The sequence below is a fragment of the Streptomyces sp. A18 genome, assembly GCF_059026065.1.
Map to the genome: position 1 here is coordinate 55,318 of NZ_JBWLKL010000018.1, position 13,608 is coordinate 68,925.

At 68.9% G+C, this 13,608-nt stretch carries 14 protein-coding genes; 8 read left to right on the plus strand and 6 right to left on the minus strand.

What is annotated here, in order from left to right:
• The first annotated feature begins 90 nt into the window (after nucleotides 1–90).
• From AC5P1C_RS25685 to AC5P1C_RS25705, 5 genes are all read left to right on the plus strand, one after another.
• Entirely contained in the window at nucleotides 91–1,407 is a 1,317-nt protein-coding gene (locus tag AC5P1C_RS25685; RefSeq protein ID WP_493868279.1) for an MFS transporter, read from the plus strand.
• On the plus strand, nucleotides 1,404–2,525 hold the full coding sequence (locus AC5P1C_RS25690) for an alpha-hydroxy acid oxidase (protein WP_493868280.1): 1,122 nt from the start codon (nucleotides 1,404–1,406) through the stop codon (nucleotides 2,523–2,525). Before AC5P1C_RS25685 ends, AC5P1C_RS25690 begins: the two co-directional genes overlap by 4 nt.
• On the plus strand, nucleotides 2,522–3,067 hold the full coding sequence (locus AC5P1C_RS25695; protein WP_493868281.1) for a RidA family protein: 546 nt from the start codon (nucleotides 2,522–2,524) through the stop codon (nucleotides 3,065–3,067). Before AC5P1C_RS25690 ends, AC5P1C_RS25695 begins: the two co-directional genes overlap by 4 nt.
• A gap of 230 nt (nucleotides 3,068–3,297) precedes the next feature.
• Nucleotides 3,298–3,717 carry an MmcQ/YjbR family DNA-binding protein gene (locus AC5P1C_RS25700; protein WP_493868282.1) on the plus strand — a complete coding sequence of 140 codons (420 nt, stop codon included), beginning with the start codon at nucleotides 3,298–3,300 and terminating at the stop codon, nucleotides 3,715–3,717.
• 166 nt (nucleotides 3,718–3,883) lie between these two features.
• A complete protein-coding gene (locus AC5P1C_RS25705; protein WP_493868283.1) occupies nucleotides 3,884–4,561 on the plus strand; it encodes a leucine-rich repeat domain-containing protein in 678 nt (225 codons plus the stop codon).
• Nucleotides 4,562–4,828: 267 nt separating this feature from the next.
• On the opposite strand, the gene AC5P1C_RS25710 is transcribed toward AC5P1C_RS25705, so the two are convergent.
• Both AC5P1C_RS25710 and AC5P1C_RS25715 read right to left on the minus strand, forming a co-directional pair.
• Entirely contained in the window at nucleotides 4,829–6,118 is a 1,290-nt protein-coding gene (locus tag AC5P1C_RS25710; protein ID WP_493868284.1) for an ATP-binding protein, read from the minus strand.
• A gap of 475 nt (nucleotides 6,119–6,593) precedes the next feature.
• On the minus strand, nucleotides 6,594–7,349 hold the full coding sequence (locus AC5P1C_RS25715; RefSeq protein ID WP_493868285.1) for an SDR family NAD(P)-dependent oxidoreductase: 756 nt from the start codon (nucleotides 7,347–7,349) through the stop codon (nucleotides 6,594–6,596).
• A gap of 127 nt (nucleotides 7,350–7,476) precedes the next feature.
• On the opposite strand from AC5P1C_RS25715, the gene AC5P1C_RS25720 reads away from it, so the two are divergent.
• Complete coding sequence (locus tag AC5P1C_RS25720) at nucleotides 7,477–7,911, plus strand: Rrf2 family transcriptional regulator (RefSeq protein WP_493868286.1); 435 nt, start codon at nucleotides 7,477–7,479, stop codon at nucleotides 7,909–7,911.
• An 8-nt stretch (nucleotides 7,912–7,919) separates the two neighbouring features.
• Nucleotides 7,920–8,051 (plus strand): hypothetical protein, encoded by a 132-nt coding sequence (locus AC5P1C_RS25725; RefSeq protein WP_493868287.1) that lies wholly within the window; start codon nucleotides 7,920–7,922, stop codon nucleotides 8,049–8,051.
• 187 nt (nucleotides 8,052–8,238) lie between these two features.
• On the opposite strand, the gene AC5P1C_RS25730 is transcribed toward AC5P1C_RS25725, so the two are convergent.
• The 3 genes from AC5P1C_RS25730 to AC5P1C_RS25740 all read right to left on the minus strand — a co-directional run bounded on the left by AC5P1C_RS25730 (nucleotide 8,239) and on the right by AC5P1C_RS25740 (nucleotide 12,107).
• Complete coding sequence (locus AC5P1C_RS25730; protein ID WP_493868288.1) at nucleotides 8,239–9,279, minus strand: NAD(P)/FAD-dependent oxidoreductase; 1,041 nt, start codon at nucleotides 9,277–9,279, stop codon at nucleotides 8,239–8,241.
• 552 nt (nucleotides 9,280–9,831) lie between these two features.
• Nucleotides 9,832–11,178 (minus strand): APC family permease, encoded by a 1,347-nt coding sequence (locus AC5P1C_RS25735; protein ID WP_493868289.1) that lies wholly within the window; start codon nucleotides 11,176–11,178, stop codon nucleotides 9,832–9,834.
• A 44-nt stretch (nucleotides 11,179–11,222) separates the two neighbouring features.
• Nucleotides 11,223–12,107, minus strand: coding sequence for a carbon-nitrogen hydrolase family protein (locus tag AC5P1C_RS25740; RefSeq protein ID WP_493868290.1), 885 nt, complete (start codon nucleotides 12,105–12,107; stop codon nucleotides 11,223–11,225).
• Nucleotides 12,108–12,261: 154 nt separating this feature from the next.
• On the opposite strand from AC5P1C_RS25740, the gene AC5P1C_RS25745 reads away from it, so the two are divergent.
• Nucleotides 12,262–12,996: a FadR/GntR family transcriptional regulator gene (locus AC5P1C_RS25745; protein ID WP_493868291.1), complete on the plus strand. Its 735-nt coding sequence runs from the start codon at nucleotides 12,262–12,264 to the stop codon at nucleotides 12,994–12,996.
• A gap of 67 nt (nucleotides 12,997–13,063) precedes the next feature.
• On the opposite strand, the gene AC5P1C_RS25750 is transcribed toward AC5P1C_RS25745, so the two are convergent.
• Nucleotides 13,064–13,546, minus strand: a complete 483-nt coding sequence (locus AC5P1C_RS25750) for a hypothetical protein (RefSeq protein ID WP_493868292.1) — start codon at nucleotides 13,544–13,546, stop codon at nucleotides 13,064–13,066.
• Nucleotides 13,547–13,608: the final 62 nt, after the last annotated feature.

Here is a 13,608-nt window from a genome sequence, read left to right on the forward strand (position 1 = left end):
GGCACTTCCCCCGTACAGTCCCGCTCACATCCAGTAAGTACCACACCTGCCGCACAGCGCTCACTGGTCCTGGCCGTCATGTGCGCGGGCATGTTCCTCGTCCAGCTCGACGTGACCGTCGTGAACGTCGCCCTTCCGCACATCGGCCGCTCTCTCGACGCCGACCTGGCGGGACTGCAGTGGGTGGTCGATTCCTACACGGTGGTGCTGGCCGCGTCCCTCCTCGGAGCGGGAGTGGTCGGTGACCGCTGGGGGCACCGGAACGTGGCCGTGCTGGGGCTCGCTCTGTTCGGCGTGACCTCGCTGATGTGCGGGCTCGCCCCGAACACCGCCACCCTTGTCGCGGCCCGCGCACTCCAGGGCCTCGCCGCCGCGCTGCTGCTTCCCAGCACGCTCGCCGTGGTCAACCGTGCCTTCCCCGAACGTGCCGAAAAGGCAAAGGCGCTCGGCATCTGGGCCGGGATCTCCGCCCTCGCCCTGCCCGCGGGGCCGCTTCTTGGCGGTGTCCTGGTCACCGCGGCGGGAGGCTGGCGAGCCGTGTTCCTGATCAACCTGCCCGTCGTGGCAGCGGCTCTGTGGCTGACCCTGCGGGTCGTGCACAAGGACGAGCCATCTCGCAGCAGCCGCTTCGACCTGCCCGGCGTCCTGTCATCCGCGGTGGCGCTGACCGCGCTGGTCTACTGCGCGATCAGCGCGGGTCACTCCGGAGCGTCGCCACAGACCCTGACCGCCGGTGTGGTTGCCATGGCCGGAGCGGTCGTCCTCGCCCTGTGGGAGCGGCGTGCGCCCAGCCCGATGTTCCCTCCGGCGCTGCTGCGCAAGCCGGACTTCGTAGGCGCCAACACCGTCGCCGCCGCGATGAATTTCGTCGGCATCGGCGCGGTGTTCGTGGTGACGCTGTACTTGCAGCAGGCGCGGGGCCACGACGCCATGACGGCGGGCGCGATGCTGCTGCCCCTGTTCGTCCCCCTCGCCGTGTGCGCGCCTTTCACCGGCCGCCTGGCCGCCCGGTACGGCCCTCGGCCGCCCATGCTCGCCGGGCTGCTGCTGGGTGCCGCGGGCGCCGCGAGTCTGCTGCTCGTCGGCCCCGACAGCTCCTACCTGCGGCTCGTACCCGTACTGCTCGGCCTCGGCCTCGGCATGGGGCTGCTGACGCCCTCTGTGGTCGCCGCGTCCCTCCAGGCCGGCCCCCCGGAACTGCCGGGGCTGTCCTCCGGAGTGAACAACACCGCCCGGCAGGCCGGCGGCGCGCTGGGCATCGCCGTCTTCGGAGCCATGGCACAGGACACCGCGTCCGCCGAGCGGTTCACCAACGGGCTGCACCACATCGGTGTACTCACTGTCGCCCTGTGGCTGGCCGCAGCGGCGCTGACTCTGCTCGCCGTGCCCCGTCTGGACCGCCGGTGATCACCGTTCAGGACTTCCGCGACCGGGCACGGGCCGTCCTGTCCGCGGAGATCTTCGACTACTACGACGGTTCCGCAGGCCAGGAACACACCGCGCGTGACAACGAGCTGGCCTTCCAGGACTGGTGGTTCCAACGCACCGTGCTCACCGATGTCCACGCTCCCCGCACGGAGACCAGCATCCTGGGCCGCGACATCGCCGCTCCGATCCTGCTCGCCCCGACCGCACTGCAGCAACTGGCCCACCCGGAAGGCGAGCTGGCCACCGCTGCTGCCGCCCGGCGGATGGGCCTGCCGCACGTGCTCTCCACGCTGGCCTCGACAGACCTCGACGAGGTGGCACGGGTCGGCGGGGACATGTGGTTCCAGCTCTACCTCCACCGGGACCGGGACATCACCACCGAGCTGGTACGCCGGGCCGAGCACGCCGGTGCCCGCGCCCTGGTACTGACCGTGGACACCCCCGCCCCGGGCAGGAGACTGCGTGACCTACGACGCCATTTCAGGCCCCCGGCGTCGGTGCGGGCCGTCAACCTCATGGACGCCGTTGCCCGTTCAGGCACCGCACAGCCGCTGAACGCTGACGGGCCGGACTCGCTGGCCGCACTGTTCGCGCTCAATTTCGACCCCCATCTGACATGGCACGACGTCGACCGGCTGATCGGCAGCACTTCCCTGCCCGTTGTCCTCAAAGGCATCGCCCACCCTTCGGACGCACGCCGCGCGGTCACAGCCGGCGCCCGTGCGGTCATCGTCTCCAACCACGGGGGCCGCCAGCTCGACGGGGACCGCCCCACCCTTCACTGCCTGCCCGAGATCGCGGCAGAGGTCGGACGCGAAGCCGAGGTGTATGTCGACGGCGGTGTCCGCACCGGTGGCGACATCCTCAAGGCCCTCGCGTTGGGAGCCCGAGCTGTCCTCATCGGACGCCCCTACCTCTGGGGACTGGCCGCCGACGGAGCCGCCGGCGTGGCCAGCGTCCTGCGGCTCCTCCTGGAAGAACTCAGGCTCGACATGCAACTGACCGGCCTCGCCGCCACGGGCGAGGCGAGCCCAGAGCTGCTGGTCCCCGCCCACACCCCGCACCACCGACCGCGTACACAAGAGGAGTTCTCATGAACCGGACAGCTGCCAACGCCAACTCCGTGACCAGCACCTTGGTCCGTGAACGGCTCGCGGACCGCGGGCTCGCCCTGCCCACCGCATGGCAAGTGCCCAGCGGCCCCGGAGTGAGCATCCCCGCCAGCCTCGTCCGCCGGGTCGGCGCCCGTCTGTACGTCTCCGGGCACATTCCCACCGACGACGAGGGCACCGTCACCGGCCCTTACGGAACCGTCGGCGCGCAGGTGGACTTGGCGGGCGCCCAGGAGGCGGCGGTACGGACCCTTCTGTCCCTGCTCGCGAGCGTCGAGAAGGAAGCCTCGGACCTGGGGGCGGTCAAGGCATGGTGCTCACTGCACTGCATGGTCAACTCGGCACCGGGCTTCACGGAGTTCCCCGCCGTGTTCAACCCCGCGTCCCAGCTCCTCGTGGACCTCTTCGGCAAGGAGATCGGAGGGCACGCGCGCGTGGCCGTCGGTGTGGCCGGGCTGCCTTGGGACCTGCCCGTGGAGATCGAGGCAGAAGTGGAGCTGCACGACACGACCGGCGCTTACCGGTAGGTCGTCAAATCCGGCGGTGGCGTGGGTCAACGAGTCGTCAAGTCGATGAGTCGATGAGTCGATGGCGAGTGTGGCTGGCCGAAGGCCGGTGGCCATCGCCATCGTCGCGGATGACTCACATGTCCACTTTGCAGAACTCGTTTAGGCACGAGGGCTCCGCGCTGCCGCACGTTGGGAGGAATGACGGGGGCGGGCCCTGCCAGATCGTGGGCGGTCGCTAGTGTCGCCCCATGTCCAGTCCTGGAGACGTGCCGCCGGAGATCCTGAACCGGCTGCGGCCGATCTGTCGGCAGTTGCCCGAGTCCTACGAGGAGTCGGCCTGGATCGGGGTGCGCTGGCGGATCCGCACGCGGACGTTCGCCCATGTCTACACGCCGGACACGGATCGCTCCCCGGTGTACGCCCCGTATGTGACCGCAGGTCAGGAACCGGTCGTGATGACCTTCCGGGTACCCGTCGATGACCTGCTCGGCCTGACGGCCGACGGGTTCCCGTTCCTCCGCGCCGACTGGGGCCACAACGTCGTCGCCACCGTCCTCGGTGACCACTCCGACTGGACCGAGCTTTCCGAACTGATCACCGACAGCTACCGCGAGATGGCCCCGAAGTTCCTCGCCGCCCGAGTCTCCCTCCCGCCACCGATCAGCTGACTGGCCGGCGGTGAGACTCGTCGCAGCCATCCCGACACACCACGCGCCGAGGGAGGCCCCCGGACGAGAATCGAAGCCAGGGACTGTTGGCGAAGCCCGGGACTGTTGACGAAGGGGAGATGCCGTGAGGCACACACTGAACTTGTGGCGTCAAGAAATCGGAGAGGTGCCCGAGTCGGTCTGGCGACGGACCGACCTCCATGTGCTGATCCTCGCGGACAACGGGCTGACCGCCATCCCACCGGACATCGGGCAGCTCCACCGCCTGAACACTCTGGACCTGGGGCACAACGCGCTGACGTCGGTGCCCGAAGAACTCGGCAAGCTGACCGAGCTCAGCAACTGCCTCTACCTGCACGACAATCAGCTGTCTCGGATTCCCGACTCCTTGGGCAACCTGACCCGGTTGCGTTACCTCAACATCGGTGAGAACTCACTCACCACCCTGCCAGAGACCATCGGCGGGATGAACGACCTCATCGAGTTCAGGGCGCAGCACAACCGGCTTACCTCCCTGCCCGATACCATCGGCCGGCTCCGCCGCCTGCGTGAGCTGTGGCTCCGAGGGAACGCGATCGAGCACCTGCCGTCAGCAGCAGCCGGGCTGCGCGAACTGCGCCACCTGGACCTGCGCGAGAACTCCCTGACCAGCGTGCCGGAGCCGCTGGCCGGCCTCCCGCGACTGCGTCAGATCGACCTGCGGAGCAACCGTCTCAGCCAACTGCCCGACTGGCTTGCCCAGATGCCCTCGCTGGAGAAACTGGATCTGCGGTGGAACGAAGTCGACCCCTCCCTATCGCTCCTCCGCGAGCTGGAGCGGCAGGGATGTGTCGTCCTCACGTGAGTGCGCGCCCGTTCCTGATGTCGACGAGTGTTCGAGCGGCATCGGCGCCGCGGTCGCCATGAGTTGAGGGCTGCGGATGAGTCCGGCTGCGAAGGCAAGCAAGCACAGCTGCGTCCTCCTCTGGTCCAGCAGCTACTGAGGTAGCTCTCCGAGAGAGGTGCCCGCGACCGGGGCAGTCCGTTCACTGCTCTTCGCGATCCCTTCGTCGTCGATGTCGGCGGCCCTGGTCACACACCCCACAAGGTTCTCGCCTCACCCGGCGCCTGGTCAGAATCGGGCGTGCGTGGTGATGTCCGACTCGAACTGGTTGATCATCTGGGGCGTCACCGTAGGACGGCACTGGTCGATCGCCTTCAGGTAGTCCGCCGTGCTCGCGCCCGGCATCGGCTCCTCGACGGCCAGCTGCCCGACGGCCTCCAGATCGCGCTCGAAGGAGTTCTGGGCGGCGATCCGAGCGGCGTGCTCGATGTCAGCGGGCGTGAACAGGTCGCTCGCTGTCACCAGTTCCTCGAGGTTCACGTCCGGCCTGCCGTCGGTGTAACGCGCCCAGATCGCCGCGCGGGCCGCCGTGTCCGGCGTACCGATCGGGATGAGGTAGTCGAAGCGGCCGGGGCGCAGGAATGCCGGATCGAGGGAGCGGATCGAGTTCGTCGCACAGACCAGGAGCCGCTCGTCGCGCTCCCGGAATCCCGGGATGAGCTTGAGCAGTTCGTTGGTCACCCCGTGCATCTGGCCGGGCTGCGCCGGTTCCTGGCGGACCGGGGCGATCTCCTCGACCTCGTCGATGAAGACCAGGACCCGTTCCAGCTCGGCGATCGATGCGAACGCGGAGCGCAGCGCCGCCGCCAGATTGCCCCCGTCGGCCAGCCGGGAGGGCAGGATCTCGACGAACGGCCAGCCGAGCCGTGAGGCGATCGCGCGCGCGAACGTCGTCTTGCCCGTACCGGGCGGACCGAACAGGCCCACCGCCCGCGGTGGGCGCACACCGTGCCGTGCGGCGCGCTCCGGGGCGGCGAGCGGAAGCACGACGCGGCGTTCGATCAGGTCCTTCTCACGTTCCATCCCGGCGACCTTGGCCCACAGGTCCCCGGGCAGCAGCCGGCCGCCCAGGTCATCGAGAAGAGTGGCGGCGGGCCCGTGCAGCGGCTCGACCTTCTCGAAGTAGGCGACGGCTGGCTGGCGCGTGTAGCCCGCGTTGTGGAGCCCCTCGCCGAACAGGTCCTCCTCGGGCAAGACATACGCGATCCGCCCGACCCGCGCGGCGACCAGGCGCCGCTCGAGCTCGACCAGGAGTGCGCTGGCAAGGCCACGCCCCCGCCAGGCCGGGGCGATCGCGATCCGCATCACCCAGGCCCGCTCCCCGGCCACACAGGCGAGCGCCGCCCCGATGGGCACACCCTGGTGGACGGCGACGACGCCGGGCTGGCGTGAGGTCAGGGCGCTGATGCACTCCGCCAGGGAGAAGACCGACTCCTGGCCGAGCTCGGCCGTGGTGTCGATCAGGTGGACCACCGCGGCGAGATCGCTCTCGCGGTAGTCATGGATCAGCCAGTTCACAGAACCCGCCCCTCGATTGGCTCGTTGTCAGACGACTGCGGCGAGGCTAGAGGCGGGGAAGGTCGCAGGTCGTGCGCCAGAAGGCACAAGGCGCGACCGGCAAACGCTACGAACCGTCACTGAGGTCTATGGCGCCGAGCATGCGATAGCCCTCCCCCCGGACGGCCTACCTCCGGAACCGGTGCCGACCGCGCGCGGGACACTCACATCGCGTGCACCCGCGCCCTACCGGTCGGCGTCGCCTGGCCCTGGCCGCAAGACCCGCGTGGGGAGCGTGGGGACAGCCGTGCGCTCGGCGTAGGCGGCAACCTCTGCTGTGCCGCAGTGTCCCCACGCCGGACCGCCCCACACCGCCGGCCAGCAGTTCGTCGGCGAGCCCGACAACGATTTCCCGTCCGATCAGTACGCCTCGGCGTCCGAGGCCCCCGAGGCTTCGTCGCCAACCCGCGGGCTCGACACAGCTGCGGGCTCCCGTTCAGGCGTTGTAGCCACCGTGGGCGTCCAGCACAGCACCCGTGACGTACGACGCGGCGGGGCTCGCCAGGAAGGCGATCGCCGCGGCGATTTCTTCAGGGCGACCCATGCGTTGCAGGGACAGCGAGCTTACCAGGGCCTTGAGGGTGTCGGGGTCCGGCGGTTGCATGCCGCTGTCCATCAGCCCGGCTTCCACGACGTTGGCCGTGATGTCGCGGGGCCCGAGGTCCCGTGCGACCCCCATGGTGTACCTCTCGATGCCTGACTTGGTCGCCGAGTAGTCGGCAACGCCCGGGACGCCGACCCGGGAGCCCAGTCCGGAACTCACCGTGATGATGCGGCCACCCGTGCGCAGCACTCGGGAGGCGGCCCGGATGACGGCGATCACGCCGAGGTAGTTGGTGGCGTGCATCCGGTCCAGTGCGGCGGTGTCGGCGTCAGGGTCGTCCACCGTGCGGCCCTGCTCCACCGAGATCGCCGCGTTGTTGACGAGGATGTCCAGGCCGCCGAAGTGCGCGACCACGTCGTCTATCAGCGCCGGCGCCCGACTCGTGTCCGCCTGGTCGGACTTGAAGGCGACTGCCTTCGCTCCCTTAAGTCGCACGTCGTCGACGACAGCCTGCGCCTGCTTCTCGGAGCTGACATAGGTGAAGGCGACGTCGGCGCCCTGCTCGGAAAGCAGCCGTACGGTCGCGGCTCCCAGTCCGCGCGACCCCCCGGTGACCAGCGCGACCTTGCCCGTGAGCGGCTTACTCATTCTTCTCACCTCGTTGATTGACCCTTCGCGGTAGTCGCAACGTTAATTGTTACGACTCCTTGTTGCAACCATACCTGTTACGACTGCGCTGTCGTAACATAGAGCGTTGCGTCCGAGAGGAGGGTTCATGAGCGCCAACAGCAGGTTGACCATCGCCGCCCACGCGCTGGCCTGGATCGGCCTCTACCAGCGCCAAGGCCATGAAGTCGCCACCTCCGAGCAGATCGCGACCAGCGCGAACACCAACCCCGTGGTGATCAGGCGGCTGCTCGGCGAGCTGCGCAGAGCCGGGCTCGTGCAGTCCCGGCGGGGCGTGGGCGCGGGCTGGTCGCTGGCACGCGAGCTGGAGTCGATGACCCTGCTCGACGTGTACGAGGCAGTGGAACCCGGCCCGCTGTTCGCAATGCACCGCACCACCCCGGACCAGGGATGCGTGGTGGGTCACGGCATCCAGCCGGCGATGCAGGGCATCTACGAGGGCATCGAGGAGACCCTGAGACACGAGCTGGCCCGCGTCACGCTCGAGAACGTACTCCGGGACGTACTCGCGGCACCTCGCTAGCCTCCCCGTTGCGCCCTGACGTCAGCAAGATCGCCATCCATGCGCTGAGCCAGGGCGAGTCTGCGGCCGACCGGGCCCTGGTCGAGGCCGGCTATCGCTTCGTGTTCAGCAACACCATGGTGCAGCGGCTGCCCGACTGACGCAGAGGACGTGGAGCGGGACAGTGGGTCGGCACCCCGGTGCCGACCCACTGTCCCGCCGTCCCGCCGTCCCGCTCCGAGCTCTCCTCGGCAGAGCCCGGCGCACGGTCGGCCGGATCGCATGGCCAACTCGGACACCGAGGCTTTTTGCGGCCCTGACTCCAGTCAATACCGTCGAGAAGTGACGTCAGTCGGCTCGTGGGCGGCAACGCCGCAGTTCGGGGGCTGGCCTGGCGGTCACGAGTTCGTCCGCGATGAGCCGTCCGACGGTGGGCGCCAGGGTGATGGCGGAGTGCATGACGGCGACGTAGACGGATCGATCGTATGGCGCGTATCCAATGACGGGTCCGTGCGCGGGCATCGGGCGTCTGGCGGTGCGGTAGCCCAGCAGGCGGCACTGGTCGCTTCCTTGGAAGGCCTCCTTCAGGTGCTGGAGCGCGTCCTGAGCCGCCTGCTCACGCGCTGCTGTCGTGCCTTCGACGTGCGGAACGACCAGCAAAAGGTCGCCGTCCCGTACCTCTCGGACCTCGAAATCAGCGCTGGCCACGATGGTGTTGACCAGACCAGGCGGTGCTGTGACCCTCGCGAGGGTCGCCGGAGAGGCGGCAATGGCCAGGTCGGCCGCTAGTGGCTCGCAGAGCTGGGGGACGTTGGTTCCGGCCGTGAGTACGACGGTTTCGGCAGCGTGGAGCCCGGTCGATGTCAGCACTCCTTCGACGCGTCCATGCGTCACGTGCAAGGAGGTGACCGCCGTGTCGTGGAGCACCGTCGCTCCGTGGGCCTTGGCGGCAGCGACGAGTGCGTGGGCCAGGGCCGTCGGGTCGACGCCTGCATCGCTCGGGGTGTGGATGGCCCGGCCGGGTGGGTGCCGGAGGTTGGGCTCCAGGGCCGCGATGTCGCCTCGTCCGATACGGAATTGGCCTGGCCCCGGCCGTAAGTCCAGCGCCGGTGTGTCGGCCCAGGACAGCGAGCCGGTCCGGCGGACGGTGACCTGGGGCAGTTCGTCCTCCAGGCGTCGGTAGTCCGCCAGGATGTGTTCGCGAAGGTCTTGAGCTCCGCCGGGCCAGTTGCCTCCCGCATTGCCGATCCAGGCGAAGGAGTCTGCGGTGACCCCCATGGCCGGTGCAGGTCCTTGCTCGATCAGGGTGACCGGGACGCCCCGACGGGCCAGGTGGTAGGTCACTGAGGAGCCGACGATTCCCGCACCGACAACAACAACCGCTGGCATGAGGTCCTTTGCGATAGGTCGACGACCGCTCAGGCTAAGGCGTGCAGCCGTAGATACACAGTCGGGTCTGCGGCCGCGATGACGCAACAGGGTTTGCTGCGACGCGACTTGCTCAGCCGGCTTCGGCTTTCTCCGCCTTGGCTTCGGCTCCCCCAGCCGCAAAGGCCGGTTCGCCGACGGCTCGATCTGGCTGCGGCCCGGACCTGCCCCAGGTGCGCTCGCGCTCACCTTCTCGCTGACCTGCACGACGAAGTTCCACGGGGCAGAAGCCGATCGGCGCCTACTCGCCCCCACTCCTCTGCTGAGGGCGGGAATTCCGGCCGGCGCTGCGGGCCAGATCGCTGCCGATCAGCGTCGCCTTGGCCACACCACGTGCCCAGCGGGGAGCGTCGCCCCGAGCCGTCCAAAAGACGCAGACACAGCCGCCGATGACGAGCAGAACGATTACCGACAATATGAGCACGAGCATGCTCTACCCCCGAATTCGTGTGTTGGTCCGCGCCATCCTCTCAGGGCGGCCTGACCTCCGGCAGCCCCCCTTTGCCGCCGCGATCATGCCTTGTTGAACGCCATACCAGGCGGCGGGTCGCGGAACATACGGGTGAGGTAGGCGAGATAGATGATCCCCAGGCCCAACCAGATGAGTCCGAGGGTGAGGGCTGCGCCGTCCAGGTTGTACAGCAGGTAGAGGTCCACGGCCGCGCCGACCGTGGGCGCGATGAGGTAGGTCAGCGGGTTCGGTCGGTCGCCTTCACGGCGCATGCGGAGGTAAGTGGCGATGACGGCGATGTTGACGAAGGTGAAGGCCACGAACGCGCCGAAGTTGATGAACGAGGTCGATGTGGCGACGTCCAGGCTCAGGGCGATGAGTCCGATCGCGCCGGTCAGCAGGATGTTGAGGGCGGGGGTGCGGTAGCGGGGGTGCACGCGGGCGAAGAATCGGCGGGGCAGGGCGCCGTCGCGGCCCATGGCGAACAGCAGGCGGGATGCGCTGGCCTGGGCTGCGATGCCGGAGGCGAACTGGGCCACGACGAGTCCGGCGAGGAAGACAGCGGAGAAGAGGTCGCCGCCGATGGTTCCGGCGATCTCGAAGGCGGCTGATCCCTCGTCGTCGAAGCGGTCGCCGGGGTGGGCGAGTTGGGTGGCGTAGGCGACCGTGACGAAGATGGCGCCGCCGATCAGGGCGATGAGCAGAATCGCGCGCGGCATGGTGCGCTTCGGGTCGATCGTCTCTTCCGTGAGGGTGGTGACGGCGTCGAAGCCGAGGAAGGAGTACGCGGCGATGGCCGCCCCGGCCGAGATACCCGTCAGTGTGGTGGCGCTGTTGCCGAACGGCGTGGAGCTCGCGAGGGTGCCCGCGCCGCCGAGGTCGAAGACGTGCCGCAGGGACAGGGCCACGAACAGGGCGATGACCAGCACCTGAAAGGCCATCAGGAGGTCGTTGACCCGCTCCGCGGTCTTGATGCCGCGGACGTTCAGGGCTGTGGTGACGGCGATGAATCCGACGATCCAGACCCAGAACGGGACGCCGGGGAACTGTGCCTGGAGGTAGGAGCCGCCGATGAGCCAGATGACCATCGGCAGGAAGAAGTAGTCGAGCAGGGTGACCCAGCCGACGAGGAAGCCCAGGCGCGGGTCGAGGGCCTTGCGTACGTAGGTGTAGGAGGAGCCCGCCACCGGGTGGGTGGCGGCCATGCGTCCGTAGCTCTGCGCGGTGAACAGCATGGCGAGCAGTGCGAGAAGGTAGGCCGTCGGCACGGCGCCGCCGGTCGTGGTGGCGACCACGCCGAAGGTGCCGAGGACGATCATCGGCGTCATGTAGGCGAGGCCGAACAGGACGACGGATCTGAGCCCGAGGGTACGGGCGAGTGCGGGCGCGGCGTCGTTGCCGTGGGACATGGGGTGCTCCGGGCTCGGCAGGGGGGTGTGGCGAGGGGACACAGTCAGGTCGTCGGTGGGTGGCCGTGCGGACGCCACGTCCGCGGGTCGATGCGCCCGCCGTAGAGCGGTAGCTCGATGGGGGCGTCGTCGTCGGTGAACTGATCCCACATGCGGGTCACGCCTGCTGTGCCGTATGTCCGGACGCGTGTCACGTCGTCCAGGTCGAGCACGTCGGTCAGGATGGTGCTGCCGTCGCCCGCCGCTTCGGCCCGGATCCGGCCTTCGGGGTCGACGACGAGGCTGTGTCCGCGGCCCACGGGGCCGGCGGTGTTGACGCTGACCACGTGCACCTGGTTGACGATGGCGTTGGCGCGGGCCAGGACGGTTTCCTGGGCCCGGTCAGCGGTGGTGGTCATCACCGGGTTGACGATGACCTCGGCGCCCATCCAGGCGAGGTGGCGGGCGACTTCGGGGAACCAGGCGTCGTAGCAGATCGCGAGTCCGATCCGTCCCGTACCGGGGATGTCGAGGATCACGAACCGGTCTCCCGGGTCGTAGGGCTCGCTGGGGCGCCAGGGAAAGACCTTGCGGTACGACGCTGCCAGGCGGCCCTCGGGCGACAGGACGACGGCGGTGTTGTACAGCTGCCCCTGGGGGCCGCGTTCGCAGACCGTACCGGGGAGCAGCCACATGCCCAGGTCTCCGGCGAGCTCCGCCAGGGCCTTGACGCGGGGGCCGTCCAGCGGCTCGGCGATCTCGCGGAGCTCCTCGTGTGTCTCCGGGCCGACGCCGTCGACGGCGCAGAGGTGCAGCTCGGGGAAGACCGTCATACGGGTATGCGGAAAGCGTGAGCGGATCCCTTCCACTTCAGCTGCGAAGCCGCTGAAGTGGTCTTTTGCTGGGCGTGGCGGGAGCTGCGCGAGGGCAAGCGGAAGGGCTCGGGACATGGACAAGAAATTAGATCAAGATGAGCAGTTAAACAAGGGATCCGCGAGTTCCATGAGCGGGCCGTTCCGTGGATGATCCACCGCCCTCTCCCGGACGGCGGTTCCGTGGACGATCCACCGCCCTCTCCCGTGACAGGCCGTTAGGGTGATCGTCATGGCCCGCACCGACGACACCGGCACGCTCCCTTTTGCCGCCCTGAACGGCGTGAGCAGGCTGTCCGCCCTGGAGGCCGTACGCGCCAGGATCGCCCTGGCCGTGGACCTCGGGCTGCTCGCCCCAGGCGAGCGGCTTCCCGGCACGGCCCAGATCGCGGCCGGCCTGGAGGTCGGCGAGATCACCGTCCGCCGGGCCCTGGTCTCCCTGTGCGCGGACGGCGTACTCGAGCGCCGCAGGGGCCGCAACGGCGGCACCCACGTCGCCGACCACCCGAAGCGCGGCGCCGTGGTCGCCGCGGAGGCGTACCGCTCCGACACGGCTGCCGTCCACCGGCTGATCGACCACCGGCTCGCCCTGGAATGCGGCATCGCACATCTCGCATCGGGCCACGCCGACCAGGACGACCTGTCCGAACTGCAGGACCTGGTCGAGGAGATGGACCAGGTGCCGAGCTGGGCGGAGTTCCACGGCTGCGACGAACGCTTCCACCTGCGCCTGGCCCAGGCGACAGGCATCCCCTCGCTCACCGCCCCCTACGGCGCCGTCCTTCGCGAGCTCTACCGCTACTACCTGCCCTACCCGATGGAAGCCCTGCGAGAATCCAACACGGAACACCGCCGACTCATCGACGCCCTGCGCCGCAAGGACGCAGCCGAGGCGGGCGAGGTGAGCCGCCGCCACGTCGAAGTGCTCCACCGCACCATGTTCGTCGGCCTGATGAACACGGATTGAGCGTTCTCCTGCCGCCGCCCACGGCGCGAGAGTTCCGCACGACCGTTGACACGATCGCGTCCTGGGCTCACCGGCTCATGGGATGTTCCAGGGCTTGCAGTGTTCCCGCGGGTAGCCGATCGTCGCCCCAGCTGCGCTCGATGTAGCCGATGATCCCCGTGACGTCTTCGGCGGGCACCCGCTCCGGTTCGCCGTACTCGAGCGGGTCGGAGTGGAAGATGTACAGCCGCGACGCGAACTGGTCGAACGGCAGTGAGGCCTCGCCGAATCGCTCGCCGTTGCCCGCGGTGGAGACGACGACGCTGTCGCCCCAGTCCTGGCCGCTGTCGTTGTTCGGGTTGAAGAAATACACCCGCATGACGCCCTGTGGGTCTGGCGCGGCCCGCAGGATGGTGATCGCGTTCCAGCCGACGTAGCGGGCCGCGCTGTCGGTCACGGCGACGCCGGCCGGTTGTGGATGGATCAGCGGCTGCCTACCGTTGTTTCCTCGTACAGGGGGATCGACGGCGTGACTGGCACGACCGTGCTCGGCAATCTGCCGCGCAGGCACCTCCTGCCCACGCGTAGGAACCTCATTTACGTGTGCAACCCGGAGGTCCCGCCATCGGCGCC